Origin of the sequence: Rhizorhabdus wittichii, from assembly GCF_017607425.1 — a bacterium.
Lineage (GTDB): Bacteria > Pseudomonadota > Alphaproteobacteria > Sphingomonadales > Sphingomonadaceae > Rhizorhabdus > Rhizorhabdus wittichii.
The window spans coordinates 3,253,845-3,270,926 of the sequence record NZ_CP059319.1 but is presented as its reverse complement, the minus strand read 5'-3'; the positions used below and the strand labels follow the sequence as shown (position 1 = coordinate 3,270,926).

The following is a 17,082-nucleotide window of genomic DNA, read 5'->3' as shown; positions in this document are numbered from 1 at the left end:
GGCATGGCTCAGACGCTATGGTGATGAAGGGACGGGGATTACCGCCGTCAAAAGGTAGTATCGACGACCTCGACATCGGACCAAGGCGAGCTGCGCCCATCGCCGATCGAATAGGATACCTGGACGTTGATGTTGGTAGCGATGGGAACGAACTCGGTCAGGATCGTCACGCCGAGCATCGGATCGAGGTCGTTATACTCGCGCTCGCTCCAGCTTCCCGTCGTGCCGACCCGCCAGCGAGCATACCAGGTCATGTCCTCGCGGACCGGGCCGGTCGCCTCGATGAGGATGCGGGCGCCGCTTGCTGCCTCGCCGGGTGTGATCTCGCCGCCTTCGGTCTCGCCGATGCCGGTGTGATCCACCGTCGCGCTGGTGATGACGGGCGGAAAGAGAGCGGACGGAGTGACGCTTTCGCCGACTGGTGCAGGATCGCCTTCTTCGGTCGCGGGATCCCAATCGTCGACGGACGGGTCTGCGAGTACCCAATCGAAGGTCACGCCGAACAGCAGGTTGCGGGTCAGCCTGACAATCTCGACCGGTCCTGAATAGAAAACCGTTCCCGCCTCCTCGAGATGGACATTGACGAAGCGCTCACCCCGAACAGCCATGCCGGCGTTGTTGGTCGTGAGGGTGCCGCGCTTCGGCGCCCGGGCCCGCATCATCGTGCGCTTTGCGAGCCGGCGAGCCTGTCCATGGCTCGGCACTTGGTTGGCGAGTCCGGTCGATTTGATCGCGCCTGCTGCTTCGATCGCTGCGGTGTCCTGCCATGGGGTCGTATCGACAGTGCTGAACTGATGATCGGCCGAGACGTAGGAGACCGCGTATTCGTTGAATTCGGCCTCGTCGTCGATGCCGTCGGTGACGGTGAACGACAGGATTTCGTCGGGCCCGATCGAAACGGTCGGGTCGTAATAGCGCCCGGAATAGACGATCAGAGCCCCGTCAGCGCGAGCCGCAAGCCAGCCATCGAAGCAGGCGGTCAGCGCTGAAATGACCTCCTTGTGGGGCGATGTCAGTTCATGAGCGACGCATGACCGATAGCGCGGTTCGGTACCCCCGGCCTTCAAGGCCACATCAGAATCGGCATCATCGGCAGCAGCGGTCCAATAGGTCACCGTGGGGGCGAAATACCGGCCCCAGGTAGCCTGCAGGTTGGGGCCGCTTGGAAAGACCTCGCCCGGCTCGCGCTTCGCCTTCTCCCGCACCAGCTTGTAATGCGCCGTCTGAAGAACCGCGTTCTCGGTCCACGTCCATGTCGAGGGATCATCGACCGATTGCGCCTCGTCACGCCAGTCGAAGCATTTCTGCCAGCGCGCGGCGATCCCAACGGCGGGGGGAAGGCCGGTTGGGTAGACGTCCTGGAAGTCCTTGGCCTTCACGGCTTCGAAGGTCGCACCGACGATCACGACGCCATCGCCGCGATGACTGTCGTCCCAGGCCGGGATCAAGCTTCCGATCGCCGACAGCCACGTGCCCGGCGTTTCGCCGAGCGTGGCGTAGATCTTGACCTTTCCGTCCTTGTAGCGGCCATCCGTGCCTTCCTGGACGGTGTTTCCGACCAGCGTGACGAGGTCGTCGCCGAGATAATATTGCTCGATCGCGTCGATCGGTCCGTCGTGGATAGCATAGACGTCGACCGCTGTTCCCGCACCGATCGTCGAGAAGCCCGCGTCATAACCTTCCGAGGTCTCGAAGAGGATGTAGGTGCCGAACAGCTTGGAGCGGCCGTAGCCGGCTACGCGTGGCGGGATCGGGATCTTGCGGGCGATATCGGTCGTATCAGGTTTCGGCGCCTTGGGACCCAATCCAAGCAGGCCAGAAGTGGTCTGCAAAGCATAGCTCGCAGATAGAAGTCCCGCGCCGGTGAGAGCTACGCCGGCAATCGCACCCGCCGTCCCAATGTCCACGCCGGCGGCGGCAAGAGTCGACAACGCGCTCGATGCGCCAAGAGTGAGGTAGGCCAGTCCCGCCGCTGCGGCGATCGACACGATCGTTCCCAGCGTCTTGCCCATCAGGGCCTCCACAGGCGCAGGACGGCGCCGGGATCGAGCGAGACGAAGCCGAGACCGCGCGTCGCCGGCACGAAGGCCCAGCGGCGGCCGGTGAAGATCGCACCGGCCTGGTGGCCGCGCAGTTCGACCACACCGATGTCGCCGCATTCCGGCTCGCTGACCTCGCGGATGCCGGCGTCGTCCATGCCAACCTCGAACAGCAAGGCCAGGTCGCCCGCGTCGCCGATCATGCGCTCGGCCTCTTCGTCGGTCAGATAGGTCCCGCGCCAACGCTGCATCGGATCCGGACGACCGCAGGCTATCGCCCAATTCGCCGGCAGCGTGCAGCAGTCGTGGATTCCCGCCTGCCGCCGAGCGCCGAGCAGCTCCTCGAGATAAGGCCCCAGCATCATTTCGGACCGAACCGGCGGGATTTGCCCGCCACCATGCCGGCGACGTGCGAGAAGATGTTGTCGGTCGCCGAGCGACGCTTCTGGTCGGCGTCGGTGAAAAAGGCGATCGGTGCGCGCGAGCGTCCGGTGTCGTCCGAGCCGACCGAAAGCGTGATTGAGCGGACGCGCCCGGTCTGGCTACCCTGGCTGGATACGGTGAGCGTGTCGCAGCGGAACTCGGCCTCCCAGGCGACATCGATCACCTGCCAGGCGTCGTCGAAGGTCACGATACCGACATGGAGGGATGCGCCGCGGACGGACGCGGCCTCCTCCACCGCCATCGCGATCGTCTCGGCCGACACGCCGCTCAGCGTGAACTCGATACGCTCGGCGGTCCCGTTGATGAGCTGCTGGAAGTCGGGAACGCTGATCAGTTCGCCAGCGCCGAGGTAGATGGCCTCCTCTGGCTCGATATCGTCGGCGGGGATGAGGATATCACCCACGCCCTGCCAGAAGCGCGCCGGCACGTCGCTATCGATGCGGACGATGATCGATTGCCTCATGCCGGCTTCCGCATGTCTTCGACGAAGCTGATCGATGGCGCACCGAAGCGGCCCAGGCTGATCGCGTTCGAGGTCGGCTGCGCACGGCGCATGACGCAGCGGGGATCGTCGAACTCCAATGTCGTGCCGCTCGTCACCGCTTCCCGGAGCGGTGGGCGGAAGGTGATCTCGGTGCCACTGACCTCGACGATGTTATAGGCGCGCCAACCCCATGTCGGGTGCTCGATCGAGAACCATTCGCCTCCGACGAGGGGCATTTCCGAACGGATCGAAATCATCATAGCCGTCGCACGCAGGGCCACGTCCTCTACGGCCGTCGCTTCCACACCGGGTGTCGCGTACGAGCGAGAGGCAACGAACCCCGCCACTTGACTGGCGCTGCCCATGCTGCCGCCCTTGGGCTGGTGCAGCGGATCGCCGAAGTGAACCAGCACTTGGGCGGCGCCACCGTCCATCGCGGCCGTGAAGGCGCGCCAGGCGAGGGTGTCCTCCCGCTCCGAGGTGTCGCCATTGGTGAACTCGGCGACGACCACGCCGCCACCGTCGGTGGCGATCGGCTCCTCAATGCCCGACAACGAAGGCCCCGAGGACACGACCTGCCCCTCAACCCGGATGTCCTGGTCGTCGAAAGCAAAGACCGAAGGATCGAACTCGCGCATCAGCTACCGAGCAGGTTCTGTTGCTGTAGGCGCTGCGGAGTGGCGTTGTAGACAGCCTTGCCGCTGACCGCGTCGAGCTGGACTGCGCGCTGCTCGGCCTGCGCGAGGATCATCGCCGCGAACTCGCGGTTCATGACCGCCCCGCGGGCGTCGACGGCGATCGTCTGGAGGACCGTCGTGCCGCCGCCGCGCGGAGACGCCTGCGATTGGCCGAGCGGGATCACCTGGCCGCCCGTCGGGCCCATGCGGAGCAGTTCGACGCCGCCGGCGGTTTCGTTCACCCGGTGGAGGCTTCGGGGGGCTGCATATCCGCCGGAGGCGCGGCCGAAGATTGAGCCCGCGATCGAGCCGATCAAGCCGCCGCCGGTGCTACCCCCGAAGAGGAAGTTCCCGAGTGGTTTGATCAAGGCCTGCTTGATGGCCATATCGATGAGGTCGCCGACGATGTCGCCGAATATGCCGTGCAGATGCAGGGCGCTTTTCACCGTCTGGTCCAATTCGGAGTTGAAGCGCTGCAGGTAACCGACGGCGTTCTCGTCAAATGTGTCGGCGATCTGATCGGTGCCCAGTGACCGAAGATAGACCTGGCTGGCCGAGGAGTTATTGCGCTCGATGTTGCGGCGTCCGAGATCCTGAAGCTCGGGGAGCGCGTCGAGAACGGCCTGGGCGCGGCGGGCCTCCTCCGCAGATGCCTTTCCTGCCGCCGCCAGATCGACGATCGACTGCGCGCGCAGACGCTGCTCCTCAATCTGCAGGTCGAAAAGCTTCAGCTCCAGATCGCGGCGCTGGTCGATGGTGGTCGCAAGCCCCTGTTGCGCTCGCGTGACATCCTGCTGGTTCTTGTTCGCGTCGAGGGCCGTCGTCAGTTGCTCTTGGGCGAGTCTGATCTCATCCTTGCGGTTGATGAGGTCGAGCTTATTCGCGGTGATCGCCTCGACGAGCGCCGTTCGCGCCTGGAACTCGGCCTCGCCGATCTCCTTGCGGCGCATCTGTTCCTTGAGCTCAGCCACCTGACCATCACGGCCCAGTTTCACCAGATCGCGCTGAAACTGATCCTGCTCCTGCACATCGGCGGTCAGATCGGCTTTCGACGCAATGAGTTGCTCGGTGATGGATCGAAGCCGCTGGGCCGCTTCGAAACGGGCGCGCGCCTCCTTCTCGGCGGCCCGGGCGTCGGCCTTGCTCGTATCCTTGTAGGGCTTGAGATCGCTGGCGATGCCTTTGCCATCGAGGGCGTCGAGCACCTGCTGTGCGGCCTTTTGATCGTTCACCAACCTACCGAGATTGACGAACTGCTCGAGCACGCCGGCCATCGCCGTTTCGCTCAGCCTGCCCGCCTTGGTGAGCTTGTCGAGTTCCTTGCGCGCGGCCTCGATGCCGATTTTCCCGTCGGCAAAGCGTGAGGCTATGTCCTGGATGGCCTGGTTGCCCTGAGGAAGGCCGATGCCGGTGTACAACGAGCTGAAGCTTTGCAGTAGGGACGGCTTACCCTGCTGCTGGACCGCCTTTCGCGCGTCGCTTTCCTGCGCTGCGGCGGCCGCCTTGGACGCGAGAGCCTGCAGCCGAATCGCTTCGAGGAGAACCTCGTTCTGCGTTTTCAGCTTGCCGGTGGTGAGGTCGATCGCCTTGCCGAGCAGGGATTGCGCCTCGCCGAAGCTGTCGGCGCTCTGCGCGAGCTTCTTGACCCGCTTCTCCGTCTCCTCGGCCTCATGACCCGCTTCGAGGAGCTTCGGGATGAGCGTGGTGCCGAGGATTGATCCGGCAGCTAGGATGGCCGCACCCCACGGACCGGCGAAGAAGGCTGCCACCTTCGCCGCCTTGCCGCCCGTATCCGCCAACGCATCGGCCACCTGCGGCGCCTGCTGGGCGAAGATTAGGAAGGGGCTCTGGCCGCCTGCAAGTTGCGTCCCGATGTCCGAAATCTGGCGGCCTATGTTGCGCTGCGCATTCGCCATGCGGGCGGTCGAGCGCTCGACGTCGTTTGCAGCCTTCATTGAACGCGCCGCTGCGCGCTCGAAATTGTCGGCCGATTTGTTGACGTTGGCGTCGTGCGAACCTGTGTTCGCGATCAGATCGACGATGACGCTATCGGCTGTGACGGACATGGGGGCGACCCTATGGCCGCCGCGCTGCCCCGATTACCGCCGTCAATGGCGCGTCTGGGCCGCCATCGCCTTGCGCATCCGGTCATGCCCGCCGGGTGACGCGACAGGATCCGACTTGCCGTCGCCGTGCCGACGGTTCCATTCTGCCTTCAGGGACATGAACGTCGCGAAGCTGTGCTTCTCCCAATCGACGCCGATGATAGCAGCGTCGGCCATGATCTCGTCTAGCCTGAGGGACTGGGAGCCTTTCCCGAGGTTCGCTTTGCCGGCGCCTTGGCCGGCAGGGCTTTTTTTGGCGGGTCGAACCCTTCCACAGCGGCGCGTAGTATCGCGGCGGCCAGCGTCCACCGCTCGACAAGGGGGCGGGTATCTACATAGCTCTCGACGAGCTTGAGCGCGCGTGCCGGGCTAACCTGAATGTCCGCACCATCGACCAAGCCATAATTGCCGCCAATCAGCCCGAGACGAACGACCTCGCGACATTCATAGGCCGACGCACGGCCTGCCATCGGATTCGCTACCACTTCACCATCGACGACGAGCAGGCCGGCGATGACATCGGCATAAATCTCGATGATACCCTTGCGACGTCGGACTCCGTTGGGATCCGGCGCTCCACATTTGTCTTCGAGCTCGATCTGCTGGGGAAGAAGCAGCGCGAACTTATAAACGCCGTCGGCGAAGTCGATCGTGATGTCGGTAGGAAGCGAGGTCACGCGGCGTCGGTCCAGGTCCACGGCCCATCGTTGTTGAGGGTGATCTCGCCGGTGCTGTCGCCATTCGGGTCGGCCGTCATGTTATCGGACATGAGCATGAACGCGCCTGCGTAGGTGCCGAGCAGGACGCCAGCGTCGCTGCCGTCGGACTGGCGAAGCTCGATCTGGTAGTTGCGTTTGATGCCGAGCACCGATTCGAACGAGGCGATATTGTCGACGTTCGCGGCACCCGAGGCGGTGACCGTCAGCGACTTGCCGGTGGCGCGGTTCTTCCGCGCGCCGGGAATGCCCGGCTTAGCGCAGTCGCGGCGGTACCGGTCGTTTGAGTTAACTGCCTTGTTGATCGAGACGTTCTCGATGCCGCAAATGGCCGTGAACACCTCGGGGCTTTCGCCATCGCCGAGCTTCACGATCATGAAATCGGCTTCGGTGGGCTCGGACATTCTCTTCCTCCGGTAAGATCGGAAGGAAGCTATGGCCCGTCAGGGGTCGCCGTTACCGCCGTCAATTCCTTGGATGACGCGGAACCGGCTGCGCGCCTGATCGGCCTTCATGTCGGCCGAGGCCGGCAGCGACGCCCGCAGGATCGCGCAATTTACCAGATGGCCGGCCTCCTGGGCGTCACCACCCAACTCGGCGACAACTTCCGCAGCATCGATGAGCTGATCGTCGGTGAGCACGCCAGCCTGCAACAGGGCGACCATCAAGGTTTCGAGGAGCAGTTCGGCTGTCGAGGGCTGGGGTTGGTCCACAGCGCGGGTATGCCACGGCGCGAGCGGCGAGGCTACGAGAGAAAGCGCCAGGTGAAGTTCTGGACGGTATGGAAGGCACCGGCCTCTTCCGGATCCTGGAGAAGCTGGTCGCCGGTCCATGTCAGCTTTACCTTGCCACCTCCATCGAGCGGTATGCGGGCGCCGTCGAGCGCTGCCGCGATCGCGTCGCCGATTCGGCCCGCATGATCCTCGGCGGTTTCGACCAGTTTCTCGCCCTGACGCCTGCCGATGCTGAACCCATGGATGGAGACAATGCCCTCGGCACCGTTCATGCAGGTCCCGCGCACGGCGCCAATAGCGGACGGCGATCCCATTCTGATGTAGGGCCACGACGTATTCGCCGGCACGATCTGCCCGAAAATGCTCGCCGCGGGTACGAGCGCCACCAGCGGAGCGTCCCCTTTCATGTGAATGAGCATGGCACGACGGACCGGGAGAGCGCGCGACTGGGCCATCAGCGCACCCGCACAATGCGAGCCACGGCGTCGCGGATCATTTGCGTCACCGCCTTCCGGTTCTTTGCCGTCGCTGGTCGCATATAGGGACGCTCCGCCATTTTCGACGTGCCGAACTCAAGCTCTACCGCATAGGGCGCATTCGCCGAGACCTGGGCATGGAGCGGCGCGACCATGTTCGTCTCGATTGAGCGGTCGAGGACGTGAGTATCGGCGTTCGGCGGCTCGCCCGGCGCGCTTGGCACATGGTTCTTGCCCGAGACGGCCCCGGTCGTGATGGAGATCGCGGCGTCGGTCTCGATTTGCGACCCGGCGGCGAACAAGGCCGCACCGATCTGGCGCTGGGCCTCGGGGCTGGTGAGCCGCCGAAGCCGCGCCGCATGTTCCTTCGCGCCGCGAATCCGCGCCATCAGGCCGCGACCGTGCGCCCGATGACGAGGATGTCATAGGTCACGCCTGTGGTCCCGCCGCTGTTTGCGATCTTGAGATCGTCCGTCGTGCCGGCGCCGACAGCCCAGCCCGAGCGGGACACCGCGAGATAATATTCGCCGGGCTTGATCGTGTACGTGCCGGTCGCGCCGAGCGGGCCGGGAAAGGCGGCGGTGGCGGCGCCGACGATGACGTTGTTCGTGTTGCCGTCATGCGCCTTGATGAAGATCGCCACGACCTCGGCCGCGGTTATCGTCGCCCCGAACGCGTTGGCGAGCTCGCCAGCGAGGTCAAGATCCTCGGAAGACGAGGCGCCGATCGTGCGCGTATCCGCGAACAGGATATCGGCCTTGTTCACCACATCGGTGCCGGGCACGAGCTGCAGCAATTCCGAGATCGGGTCGATCTTGAGTTTCGGATTGCCCAGGTCGCCGGTGCCAACGAGCGTCGCGGCGATGGAAAGGGCGATTTCAGCGTTCACGCCAGCCATGATGGTTCTCCTTCACGCCGGGCGGGCCCGGCATTCCCAATAGACGGCCATGGGGTCGGTCCCCACGGACTGGATAGAAAAAAGGCCGGCGCCGGGACCGGCGAGCATCTCCACCATCGCGTCGGTGTCGAGATCGCCCTCGATCGTCGCGCGCAGGATCAGCAGGCGGACATCCTTGTCCGAATATCCCTGCTCCGACCTCATCGCCTCGGTGCATGCGTCGATCTGGGCCGAGCAGGCGCGATCGATCGGCTCGCCCGGGTCGACGATCGAACCACCGTCGTCATGCTCGGCCTCGCCCTGGTCGATCACCTTGGCGTCGAAGAACGGACCGCCGAAGTTTGCGGACAGCCCGAGCGCGATCCCTGCGAAGGCTTCGGCGATGCTCATGGCAGCGGCCAGCAGGGGCGAGCAGGGCAGCCGACCAGGCGCGCACCGCCCTTCGACCGGCGTTGCAGCAACGCGAACTCCTGCCCATAGCGCGTCGCGCCATAACCGCCGGCCGCTGACCGCGCCGCTGCGGCATCGGAAAAGGCGACGTCCATCGCACCGGAGCGGAAGCGGGTGAGGCCTGCGGGGAGGTCGCCGGCGATGCCGCCTCCGAGACCGTTCATTGCCATCTGGTGAGCGGCATAGGCCATCATCGCGGCGGCCCGATCGTCCTCGATCCAGCAATCGGTCACGAAGCGCAGCGCGTCGTCGAGCCAGTACTGGATAACGGCGTCGCCGACCGCGGCGAATGCCGGGTAGCGCATCTTGAGGTCGGCGGGCGTCGGCGCGGTGTAGGCCATGGCGCCTTTTCGCAAGGGACGGCAGACGGGATTACCGCCGTCAACGAAAAAGGGCCGCGCTCCCCCCATTCAGGAACGCGGCCCCGATCAGCCCGATATGGGCGGGCGATCAACCCTTGGCGAGCGCCGCCTTCGCAGCTTCGCGGGTGAGGTCGGGTGCGAGCGCCTTGATCTGGTCGCGGGTAACTTTGCCCCCGGCGAGAGTGGCGACGGCATCGACCGCCGGGAGTCCGGCTGCAGTCCAATCCTCGTCCTTGGTCGGGTCGAGGAGTTCGAGCGCCGTATTCACGCTCTCATCGCTGGCCGGCTCGGTCTGCGCGGTACCGCCGGGGTGGCCGTCGCCGTCATGGTCGAACGCGGCGAGCTTGGCCTTAAGTTCCTCGTTCTCCACCAGCAGCGCGTCGACGCGGGCCTCAGCGGATTCGGCGCGTGCGAGCGCCGCCGCGAGCGCCTCGGTCGACATGCCTTCCTCATCAGGGGCAGGCTCCGACGCCGCTTCGCTGTGGGCCTGCGCGTCCTTGCCGAACAGGAACGACGCCTTGTCCGCTGCCGCAATCTCGTCCTTGGCGATCTCAACATCGTCGCTGGTCTGGCCGGGCTCGAGCATCAGCATGGCGCCGCTGAGGAGGGCGATGCCGCGCGGGCCGGCGGCGATGTTCTTCACGATGGTCATGTCAGGTCTCCGAAAAAAGAGGCGACCCGCAACCGCGAGCCGCCCCGTGCTTGTTCAGTTCCGCGACGGCATCAGAAGCTGTCGCGATAGACGATCGCCTTGGGCAGCCGGATCTCCACGCCGCCGACGTTCATGATGCCGCCGACCTCGTAGACCATGCTCCCCTTTTGGAAGGGCGGCAGGAACTGGTGCGGCCCCGGCAGGTGGAAGCGGATCACCTCGCGGCTGTTGTCGTAGGCGATCAGCCGCTTGCTGTTGCCGGTGCCGGCCGTTTCCAGCGCGCGGGTGGCGCGGATGGTGAGCGGCTGCCCGGTGAGCGCGGTATAGGCGTTCTTCTGCCGAATGAAGTCGAGCAGCGTGTCGGCGGTGTCGCCCAGGCGGCGGCTCGCCAACTCCTGATAGGTGCTGGTCGGCAGCAGCAGCGTATTCGCGACATGCGTTTCGCCAGTGGCGGTGTGGACCGCGATCAGCGCTTCGTTGATGTCGCGAAGAACCTGCGCATCGGTCTTCGATGCAAAGGTACGGGCGGGGCCGGTGCCGTCGTTCGGTACCTGGGCCGAGGGGACCGACGCGTTGTTGACCAGACCGGTCCAACCCTTCTCCGACGTCGCGGCGCCGGGCGTGCGCCCCGTCATCGCGATCGACCAGAGGAACGCCTGTGCGGCCTGGTCGGCGGCCATAGCCTTGTCGCTCGACAGCGAGCGGCCGAGCCGGGCGGCGCGCTCCATCTCCTGGACCGACCATTCGTACCCGATGCCCGCCAGATGGAAGGCATGGGTATGCTGGTTCATCAGGGTCGAGGCGTAGGGCATGTCGAACGCCTTGCCCGCCAGGAACTCGGCCTTGCCGACCTGATCCATCGAGTAGAAGACCGTGCCGACGTCCCAATGATCGCCATCGGTGATGACGGTCATAAGCTGACCGAAGTCGAAGCTCGGATACTTCCGCATATAGACCTCAGTCTCGATGCGGTAGAGTTGCGGGGTCAGGAAGGCGCGGCCGACCTGGGCGTCGACGAGGAACTCCGCGGTCTTGTCGGCGAAGCTGGCGGCGAGCCGCGCGTCGTGCGCCTTCCAGGCCGTGAGGGCGCGCTGGCGGGTCGACTCGTCGGCACCGTGCCAGGCGTTGGCATCGGTGATGATGCCGCCAGTCGCGTCTGCGAAATTGATGAACATGTGCCCGTGCTCCTTAGCGCTTGACGATCTTGGCGAGGCCGCCAGACGCCACGGTGTTGTCGAACTCCCAGCCTAGAAGTGGGATGCCGCCGGACGGCTCGAAGTCGCCATCGGCGGCGACATAGACGTTGGCCCCATCGGTCACGTCGGCGCCCACCGTCACCCAGATGGGCGTGCCACCGGTGAGGATCGGGACGTTCTCGTACTGCGGATATTCGTCCGCATCGGCGCCGGGCAGCACCGCAAGCGCCTCATGGGCGATCGTGATGCCGAGGAACTCGTTGCCGGTGACGTCGACATAAGCCTTGTCGCCGATCGTCATCGTGCCGCCATTGGCCCAGGTGAAGGCAAGCCCGCCGCCGCTGAACGCGCTGGCGATATTGCCGCTCCCGACGAGCACGCCGTCCGGGTCGTGGACCGAATATTCGCCGGTTGCCGAGGTCTGGAGCAGGAGAAGCGTATAGCGACCGATCTTGGCGCCAGCGCTGACGGTGGGCGCGTCGGTGACGGTGCCGGTACCGGTGTTGCCCGCATCCTCGGAACCAGCGGCGACGAGGGTCTGGGTGGCCGTGCACCCGTGGTCGCCGGCGCCACGGTACACGGCCTTGCCGAACCCGATGCCGGCCGCATCCTCGCAGGTGCGGGTGATGCGGTTGCCGACTTCGCCATTGGCGATCATGCCGGGATAGGCCGGCGCCAGATTGTCGGTGTAGGTGGTCTGAACTTCTGCCATGACCCTGATCCCTTAGGAGGCGTAGCGCGAGAAGCGCGCCTGGTTGCGGACATCGGCGGCGTCGCCGAGCGAGGACGGGGCGCCGATCGGCTGCACCTGCGGCTTGGCGTCACCGAGCGGGGCGTAGGCGGCGAAGGCACCGGCGATCGCGTCATCGGACATGGCCTTGGCAGCGTCGCCGAGCTTGGCCTCGACCGCGGCGCGACGGATCTCGGCGTCGCTCTTGCCGTCGATGACGAGCTTGTCGCCAGCGATCTTCTTGGCGGCATCGACGACCTTGGCCCGGGCTTCGTCGCGCGCCTTCACCTTCGCCGGGTCGGTGGCATCGGCGAGCTGGCTCTTGAGCGCAGCGATCTCGCCGTCCTTCGCCTCGATCGAGGTCTTGAAGTTTGCGTTTTCGGCGGTGAGGGTACCGACCTTGCCCTCGGCGTCCGTGAGCTTGCTCTGCAGCGCACCGACGGCGACCGCGACGGCCGCGCCGTCCGACAGGTCGACCTCGGAGTCGCCAATCTTAATCTTGGACATCTTCATTTCTCCGTTGGGACTCGTGCGCTCGTCGACGATGCGCAGCTCGGCACCACCGCGAGCGTGGCGGCAGAGGGCGAGGTGGTTGATCCGGATGTTGCGCATGACCCCGTCGTAGGATTGGTCCCCGAAGGTGCCGGGCGTCATGTCGAGGTCGGCCTTGTAGCCGAGGCTGAATTCCTGATGGGTCGTGGTCGCGGCCTGCACGCCGTCGGCGTCCATCACCATGATCGGGAGGCGAAGGAACTCGCCGTCGCGCAGCACCTCGCCGCCGGTATCGCCCACCGCGAGCCGCTTCCAGTTGGTGGCGCTGACATCCTCGGCGGGATGGTCAACGGTGATCGGGCGATGGGCTGCGCTCTGCACGGCGTCGCGGGCGAAAACCTCGGCCTCGGGCCGGAAGATGCGATAGGGGGTGCCGTCAGGCTTGGGAGCCTGGCCTATTTCATGCGGCAGATAGTCCTGGACGTTGTTCGCCCTGGCCGCGCGGGCGACGGCGAGAAGGTGCCCCTCCCGCGTAATGCGGGCCGGTCCATCCAAAATGGCGCGATCTGTGAACAGCATGCGGCATTGGATGCCGCGCGGGGCGTGCTATCGTTACCGCCGTCAATTTTGAGGGGCGTTAGCCCGGCAGCCCGGGCTTTCCCGCCGCTACCCAATCGGCATGCCGGATGACCTTCCAACCATGCGGAGGCACCCAGTCAGGACCGACCGAGCCTCCCTTCACCTCCGCTGTGTAAACATGCGGTTCGAACAGCGGCTTGCCGGTTTCCGGGCCGTGGAACGAGACTGGCCCTTCCGCCCAATCGCGCCCAGAGGCGAGCACGAGCAGCGCCGCGCGGTCCAGTTTGGTGCGCAGGCCTTTGGCCACATTATGCGCGGCGGACAGGTCTAACCGAGGAGAGACGGAGGTGCTGACCAGTTCCTCGAATTCGACGCGATACGGTTGCTTATTGACCATCACACCCCCTCCGCCAGCGCGGCGTCGATCATGGCCTTCCACGAAAGCATCATCACTTCGGCGTCCGTCTCATATTCGCCGGTATCGGTTGCGCAGGCCCATTCCTCGCGTCCTAATGACGCCATTTTAACACTCGGCTCGCGGATCGCGGTGAGGACGGCGCGGACGCGCTCAGCATATCTTTGCTTCGTCTCATCTGATTGCTCGTGAAGCGGATTGAACGACACGCCTGGATTTGCGCTAGAGGTATCCAATTCCCACAGCGCCCGCGCGGCGCGCTCGATCGGGGTCATGCTTGATTCACCTGCAAAACTCTCTCAATGCGGTCCAGCTCGGCTCGCATCGCAGCTATTTGCTCAAGGCCATCCTTGGCGAAATATGTCTCGATAACATCGTCCAGCTTGAATCGGAAACTGAGCCAATGATTGTCGGCTTCGCCGAATTCACCTCGATTCCCCCAAACTTTCGGATGAGCGGCAATCTCTATCGCGCCATCTTTGAAATTCGCATGCGAGTGCCACTTGAATGCGATCGCGCGCTCCGCAACCACCCATTCTGCCTCGCCGTCATCCTCCAGCAGAAGATCGATAATCTTCTCCTCGGTGGACTTTCTGGTATCGGTCTCATCAGCCATATTCGATGCTCCTACATCGTTGTGGTCAGGGCCGGGCGCGGTTGCAGCCGCGTTCCGGCCCGATCGGGCGGCGTCTAGGACAAGCTCGCCGGCCACCGGTCCGCTCGTCCCCTACCGTTTCGTCTCCCATCGCTGGACTGTTGGCCCAGCCAGCGTTCCGAACCGCGCGAATCTAGGACGAGGGCCAGCACGGATCGCAGCAACCTCGAACCCGGCGACCATACCACCGCCGAAATTCCGGTCCAAGCTCAATCGAACGTGAGAACCGCCTGCTTCCGGCACCCGCAATAGGGCGGAACCCCCGGCATATCGTCCCGCGCGATATCGTCGGGGCCCTCGACCTGCTCGCCTGATTCCAGCTCATAAAGCTTGCCGTCGCGCGCCCGGTGCCATTTCCGGGCGTGGACCTTGCCCGAATGCCGATATTTGAACTGGCTGATCCCCGCATCGTGCATGCGCTCACTGTCGAGGCCCGAGGCGAGCTTGGCGAGCTGGTCCGACGCGATGAGCTGCGATCGACGCCGCGACATGCCGACCGCGTCGCGGATCTCCGCTGCGACCTCGCGCGCCGGCTTGCGTGCTTGCAGCCCGGCGAACACCGCCGACGATATGCGCTGGCGGGTCTGGTCGCTCACATCCTTGATGAGCGCGGTATTCCAGGCAAGCGTCTCACCGACGGTGGTTGGCGTACCGGACGCATAGAGGATCGTCTCGATATCGACGCCGGTCGCGCTGAGCACGGCGCCCCGCCACTGGTCGCGATGCCAGCGATCGGTGCGGAACGTCCAATCGCGCAGCTCGGGGATCAGGTCGAGGATCAGGCGGGTCAGCTCATCGCCGAGGATGCGGAAAAGGTCGCCGAGATCGGATGCGTTGTCCCGGATCGCATCGCGGACCGGCAGGGATCGCTCATATTCCGCCATGATCCGCGGTATCGCCGCCTCCCATGCCGCGCAGACACGGGCGTAGGCCGACCGGTACAGGTCGTTCGCCAGCATCTGCGGCGGCCGGATATCGCGGATGACGATTTGCTTGCGGCGCGGGTTGCGCGTGCGGCGGACGAGGGCGGCGAGGCTGTAGGCCACCGCTTACGCCTCTGTGACCTTGCTCTTCCAGTCCAGATCGAGCGGCTCAAACAGCTCGGGCCCGAACAGCAGGCGTCCGGTGAACGGTTTGATCGCGTCGAGGTCGATCCCCGCCGGCGCCTCGTAGGTCAGCGTGACATGGGGCTGATAGTCGCCGTAATCGTGGCTCCCGCCGGCGCGCACCATGGATTCATGCCGCCACGACAGCTCGGACGAGGCGAACAGCAGGACGACGGCATTCTCGCCCAGGCGCTCGATCGCGCGCGGGCCGCCGGGTTTGACGGCGATCTCGCCCTTCTCGTTCTCGTTCCAGCTTTCGCCCATCTTGATCGGATCGACCGCGGTGCGCGAGTAGAGGACGGTGACGTGCATGTCATCGGCCGGGAGCGTCGAGGTGAAGCCTACCGATTTAGCCCAGGCGATCAGTTCGTCCGCATTCAGGAGCTTGCGCTGGACATAGAGCGGACGGGGCTTCGCATCGGTGAAGAAGCGGGCTGCATCACCCGCCACCACGGTCGTGCGCGGCTGCCCCGCAATCGCGCTGGGGTCGCCGCCCAGATCCTCGCTCGTCGGCTCGGCCATGCCTCCATACCGCTCCGCCTCGGGCACCTCCTCGAGCGCTTGGTCTAGGCCGGGGATATATTCCCGCTCGGTGAGCAGGTTCTGGACGCCCTTGTTGAACGCCTCCTCCGGGATCGCGCCCGTGTTCATGAGCGCGGTGACGGCATCCATGGTCGTCTTGAACGTGTCCGCCTCTTCCTTCTCGGTGGGCGTCCACAGCGGCGCGAACTTCCACGTCACCTCATCGGGCTTCGACACGCCCGCCGACCGGAGCAGGATCGGATCGATCTGGTTGAGGCACGGCTTCGTTTCGAGGTTCTGCCCCGAAGCGACGGCCCGGTTCCAGTTGTCGGTGTCGTGCTGGCCGGTCGAGTTCATGCCGGCGGGCGAGCGGCCCATCAGGCGGGTGAATGGGATATCGGAGACGGCCGCGACGCGCTGGTCGAAAGCGTCCATCACGGCCGGAATGCCGGTCCAGGTGACCTGGTAATCGGTGACTGTCTCGCCTGCGTCGCCATTGGCACCGGCCGAGCGGAAAACGGTGGCGTTGAGGATGCCCTCACCCTCGGCGATGAGTCCGACGCGCTTGGCGATCCGGTCTTCGTCCATGCTGTCGAGGTCGGGAATGCCGATGCGCAGCAGCTTCGCCTTGCGGACGAGGGCGGCGAACCAGCTTTGCGTTTCATCAGCCCGCTGGACCTCGGTATAAACCCGGAGCAGGCGGCTATCCCCCCAGAAGGCATCCTCGTCAGATACGGTGCCGCCGGCCGGGATAGGCTCGCCACGGAAGCACACGACCCGGCTCGGGTGAATGGGCGTCTGCTTGCCGTTGCTGGAAACCTCCCACATCATGGGGGCGCCGTAGTCGGGGCTGGCGAGATCGCGGATCCAGTTGCGCCCACTGATCTGCCACCGGCTCACAACATTGACGGCAACGAGACCGCCTTGCGCGATCTGCTCGGGCTTGAGCGGCTGCGCATGGTCGCCCGCTGTGATGAGGATCAGGGCGCCGCCACCGATGCCGCGCAGCACCTCGGCCTGCTTGACCTTCGCCTGTAGCCCAAGCCGGGCCTCCTCGGCTTCGATCAGCGCGATATCGTCTTTCGACGCCTGCCAGTCGCGCCATTCGCGCACCCGATCATCGGCCGGGATCGCGATGACCTTCCGCAGCATGCCCGAGGACATGTACGCGACCAATGCGAGCTGGTGCGTGAAGACGTTGGGAAGCGCAGTCGCGGCGCGGTTGAAGGGATTGAGCCCGGCGACGGCGCCGATGGCGGTGCGAAGGCTGTCGGTGATCCAGGCCATTTCGCGGGTATGACGGCGCGGGCGGGGCGCAATTACCGCCGTCACGGCATGCGAGAAGGGCCG

Annotated in this window: 23 protein-coding genes; all 23 read right to left on the bottom strand. The window is 65.3% G+C overall.

The annotated features are described in order from the left end of the window. Positions 1–47: 47 nt before the first annotated feature. The 23 genes from HRJ34_RS15650 to HRJ34_RS15540 all read right to left on the bottom strand — a co-directional run bounded on the left by HRJ34_RS15650 (position 48) and on the right by HRJ34_RS15540 (position 17,019). Positions 48–2,012 carry a hypothetical protein gene (locus HRJ34_RS15650; RefSeq protein WP_208631760.1) on the bottom strand — a complete coding sequence of 655 codons (1,965 nt, stop codon included), beginning with the start codon at positions 2,010–2,012 and terminating at the stop codon, positions 48–50. After that, positions 2,012–2,404 carry a DUF6950 family protein gene (locus HRJ34_RS15645; RefSeq protein ID WP_208631759.1) on the bottom strand — a complete coding sequence of 131 codons (393 nt, stop codon included), beginning with the start codon at positions 2,402–2,404 and terminating at the stop codon, positions 2,012–2,014. Before HRJ34_RS15645 ends, HRJ34_RS15650 begins: the two co-directional genes overlap by 1 nt. After that, positions 2,401–2,910: a hypothetical protein gene (locus HRJ34_RS15640; RefSeq protein ID WP_226948804.1), complete on the bottom strand. Its 510-nt coding sequence runs from the start codon at positions 2,908–2,910 to the stop codon at positions 2,401–2,403. The genes HRJ34_RS15645 and HRJ34_RS15640 overlap by 4 nt, the downstream gene beginning before the upstream one ends. A 32-nt stretch (positions 2,911–2,942) precedes the next feature. Further along, positions 2,943–3,605 carry a hypothetical protein gene (locus HRJ34_RS15635; RefSeq protein ID WP_208631757.1) on the bottom strand — a complete coding sequence of 221 codons (663 nt, stop codon included), beginning with the start codon at positions 3,603–3,605 and terminating at the stop codon, positions 2,943–2,945. After that, a complete protein-coding gene (locus HRJ34_RS15630; protein WP_208631756.1) occupies positions 3,605–5,710 on the bottom strand; it encodes a phage tail length tape measure family protein in 2,106 nt (701 codons plus the stop codon). Before HRJ34_RS15630 ends, HRJ34_RS15635 begins: the two co-directional genes overlap by 1 nt. 42 nt (positions 5,711–5,752) lie before the next feature. Beyond that, a complete protein-coding gene (locus HRJ34_RS15625) occupies positions 5,753–5,926 on the bottom strand; it encodes a hypothetical protein (protein ID WP_176152501.1) in 174 nt (57 codons plus the stop codon). A gap of 8 nt (positions 5,927–5,934) precedes the next feature. Further along, positions 5,935–6,447, bottom strand: coding sequence for a GTA-gp10 family protein (locus HRJ34_RS15620; RefSeq protein ID WP_208631755.1), 513 nt, complete (start codon positions 6,445–6,447; stop codon positions 5,935–5,937). Continuing rightward, positions 6,423–6,869 carry a phage tail protein gene (locus HRJ34_RS15615; RefSeq protein ID WP_208631754.1) on the bottom strand — a complete coding sequence of 149 codons (447 nt, stop codon included), beginning with the start codon at positions 6,867–6,869 and terminating at the stop codon, positions 6,423–6,425. The genes HRJ34_RS15620 and HRJ34_RS15615 overlap by 25 nt, the downstream gene beginning before the upstream one ends. 39 nt (positions 6,870–6,908) lie before the next feature. Further along, positions 6,909–7,130 carry a hypothetical protein gene (locus HRJ34_RS15610; RefSeq protein ID WP_208631753.1) on the bottom strand — a complete coding sequence of 74 codons (222 nt, stop codon included), beginning with the start codon at positions 7,128–7,130 and terminating at the stop codon, positions 6,909–6,911. A gap of 80 nt (positions 7,131–7,210) precedes the next feature. Beyond that, positions 7,211–7,654, bottom strand: coding sequence for a DUF3168 domain-containing protein (locus HRJ34_RS15605; RefSeq protein ID WP_208631752.1), 444 nt, complete (start codon positions 7,652–7,654; stop codon positions 7,211–7,213). Then, positions 7,654–8,064: an HK97-gp10 family putative phage morphogenesis protein gene (locus HRJ34_RS15600; RefSeq protein ID WP_208631751.1), complete on the bottom strand. Its 411-nt coding sequence runs from the start codon at positions 8,062–8,064 to the stop codon at positions 7,654–7,656. The genes HRJ34_RS15605 and HRJ34_RS15600 overlap by 1 nt, the downstream gene beginning before the upstream one ends. Then, entirely contained in the window at positions 8,064–8,573 is a 510-nt protein-coding gene (locus HRJ34_RS15595) for a hypothetical protein (protein WP_208631750.1), read from the bottom strand. Before HRJ34_RS15595 ends, HRJ34_RS15600 begins: the two co-directional genes overlap by 1 nt. 12 nt (positions 8,574–8,585) lie before the next feature. Further along, positions 8,586–8,963, bottom strand: a complete 378-nt coding sequence (locus tag HRJ34_RS15590) for a hypothetical protein (RefSeq protein ID WP_208631749.1) — start codon at positions 8,961–8,963, stop codon at positions 8,586–8,588. Further along, on the bottom strand, positions 8,960–9,364 hold the full coding sequence (locus tag HRJ34_RS15585; RefSeq protein ID WP_208631748.1) for a DUF4054 domain-containing protein: 405 nt from the start codon (positions 9,362–9,364) through the stop codon (positions 8,960–8,962). Before HRJ34_RS15585 ends, HRJ34_RS15590 begins: the two co-directional genes overlap by 4 nt. Before the next feature lie 109 nt (positions 9,365–9,473). Further along, positions 9,474–10,037: a hypothetical protein gene (locus HRJ34_RS15580; protein WP_208631747.1), complete on the bottom strand. Its 564-nt coding sequence runs from the start codon at positions 10,035–10,037 to the stop codon at positions 9,474–9,476. A 71-nt stretch (positions 10,038–10,108) separates the two neighbouring features. Further along, on the bottom strand, positions 10,109–11,212 hold the full coding sequence (locus tag HRJ34_RS15575; RefSeq protein WP_030089783.1) for a DUF2184 domain-containing protein: 1,104 nt from the start codon (positions 11,210–11,212) through the stop codon (positions 10,109–10,111). A 13-nt stretch (positions 11,213–11,225) separates the two neighbouring features. After that, positions 11,226–11,945, bottom strand: coding sequence for a structural cement protein Gp24 (locus HRJ34_RS15570; protein WP_208631746.1), 720 nt, complete (start codon positions 11,943–11,945; stop codon positions 11,226–11,228). Positions 11,946–11,957: 12 nt separating this feature from the next. Next, positions 11,958–13,034 carry a DUF2213 domain-containing protein gene (locus HRJ34_RS15565; protein WP_208631745.1) on the bottom strand — a complete coding sequence of 359 codons (1,077 nt, stop codon included), beginning with the start codon at positions 13,032–13,034 and terminating at the stop codon, positions 11,958–11,960. A gap of 58 nt (positions 13,035–13,092) precedes the next feature. After that, positions 13,093–13,431 carry a hypothetical protein gene (locus HRJ34_RS15560; protein ID WP_208631744.1) on the bottom strand — a complete coding sequence of 113 codons (339 nt, stop codon included), beginning with the start codon at positions 13,429–13,431 and terminating at the stop codon, positions 13,093–13,095. Continuing rightward, on the bottom strand, positions 13,431–13,724 hold the full coding sequence (locus tag HRJ34_RS15555) for a hypothetical protein (protein ID WP_208631743.1): 294 nt from the start codon (positions 13,722–13,724) through the stop codon (positions 13,431–13,433). The genes HRJ34_RS15560 and HRJ34_RS15555 overlap by 1 nt, the downstream gene beginning before the upstream one ends. After that, positions 13,721–14,065, bottom strand: a complete 345-nt coding sequence (locus tag HRJ34_RS15550) for a hypothetical protein (RefSeq protein WP_208631742.1) — start codon at positions 14,063–14,065, stop codon at positions 13,721–13,723. The genes HRJ34_RS15555 and HRJ34_RS15550 overlap by 4 nt, the downstream gene beginning before the upstream one ends. Positions 14,066–14,313: 248 nt before the next feature. Then, entirely contained in the window at positions 14,314–15,150 is an 837-nt protein-coding gene (locus HRJ34_RS15545; RefSeq protein WP_208631741.1) for a phage minor head protein, read from the bottom strand. Positions 15,151–15,153: 3 nt separating this feature from the next. Beyond that, positions 15,154–17,019: a phage portal protein gene (locus HRJ34_RS15540; protein WP_208631740.1), complete on the bottom strand. Its 1,866-nt coding sequence runs from the start codon at positions 17,017–17,019 to the stop codon at positions 15,154–15,156. Positions 17,020–17,082 lie beyond the last annotated feature (63 nt).

Excerpts from the sequence above, each read along its gene's own strand:
- HRJ34_RS15550 (WP_208631742.1), bottom strand. The coding sequence starts at position 14,065 with ATGGCTGATGAGACCGATACCAGAAAGTCCACCGAGGAGAAGATTATC.
- HRJ34_RS15580 (WP_208631747.1), bottom strand. The coding sequence starts at position 10,037 with ATGACCATCGTGAAGAACATCGCCGCCGGCCCGCGCGGCATCGCCCTC.
- HRJ34_RS15575 (WP_030089783.1), bottom strand. The coding sequence starts at position 11,212 with ATGTTCATCAATTTCGCAGACGCGACTGGCGGCATCATCACCGATGCC.
- HRJ34_RS15560 (WP_208631744.1), bottom strand. The coding sequence starts at position 13,431 with ATGGTCAATAAGCAACCGTATCGCGTCGAATTCGAGGAACTGGTCAGC.
- HRJ34_RS15635 (WP_208631757.1), bottom strand. The coding sequence starts at position 3,605 with ATGCGCGAGTTCGATCCTTCGGTCTTTGCTTTCGACGACCAGGACATC.
- HRJ34_RS15590 (WP_208631749.1), bottom strand. The coding sequence starts at position 8,963 with ATGAGCATCGCCGAAGCCTTCGCAGGGATCGCGCTCGGGCTGTCCGCA.
- HRJ34_RS15630 (WP_208631756.1), bottom strand. The coding sequence starts at position 5,710 with ATGTCCGTCACAGCCGATAGCGTCATCGTCGATCTGATCGCGAACACA.
- HRJ34_RS15600 (WP_208631751.1), bottom strand. The coding sequence starts at position 8,064 with ATGGCGCGGATTCGCGGCGCGAAGGAACATGCGGCGCGGCTTCGGCGG.
- HRJ34_RS15605 (WP_208631752.1), bottom strand. The coding sequence starts at position 7,654 with ATGGCCCAGTCGCGCGCTCTCCCGGTCCGTCGTGCCATGCTCATTCAC.
- HRJ34_RS15650 (WP_208631760.1), bottom strand. The coding sequence starts at position 2,012 with ATGGGCAAGACGCTGGGAACGATCGTGTCGATCGCCGCAGCGGCGGGA.
- HRJ34_RS15570 (WP_208631746.1), bottom strand. The coding sequence starts at position 11,945 with ATGGCAGAAGTTCAGACCACCTACACCGACAATCTGGCGCCGGCCTAT.
- HRJ34_RS15585 (WP_208631748.1), bottom strand. The coding sequence starts at position 9,364 with ATGGCCTACACCGCGCCGACGCCCGCCGACCTCAAGATGCGCTACCCG.
- HRJ34_RS15610 (WP_208631753.1), bottom strand. The coding sequence starts at position 7,130 with ATGGTCGCCCTGTTGCAGGCTGGCGTGCTCACCGACGATCAGCTCATC.
- HRJ34_RS15565 (WP_208631745.1), bottom strand. The coding sequence starts at position 13,034 with ATGCTGTTCACAGATCGCGCCATTTTGGATGGACCGGCCCGCATTACG.
- HRJ34_RS15645 (WP_208631759.1), bottom strand. The coding sequence starts at position 2,404 with ATGATGCTGGGGCCTTATCTCGAGGAGCTGCTCGGCGCTCGGCGGCAG.
- HRJ34_RS15540 (WP_208631740.1), bottom strand. The coding sequence starts at position 17,019 with ATGGCCTGGATCACCGACAGCCTTCGCACCGCCATCGGCGCCGTCGCC.
- HRJ34_RS15555 (WP_208631743.1), bottom strand. The coding sequence starts at position 13,724 with ATGACCCCGATCGAGCGCGCCGCGCGGGCGCTGTGGGAATTGGATACC.
- HRJ34_RS15595 (WP_208631750.1), bottom strand. The coding sequence starts at position 8,573 with ATGGCTGGCGTGAACGCTGAAATCGCCCTTTCCATCGCCGCGACGCTC.
- HRJ34_RS15615 (WP_208631754.1), bottom strand. The coding sequence starts at position 6,869 with ATGTCCGAGCCCACCGAAGCCGATTTCATGATCGTGAAGCTCGGCGAT.
- HRJ34_RS15625 (WP_176152501.1), bottom strand. The coding sequence starts at position 5,926 with ATGGCCGACGCTGCTATCATCGGCGTCGATTGGGAGAAGCACAGCTTC.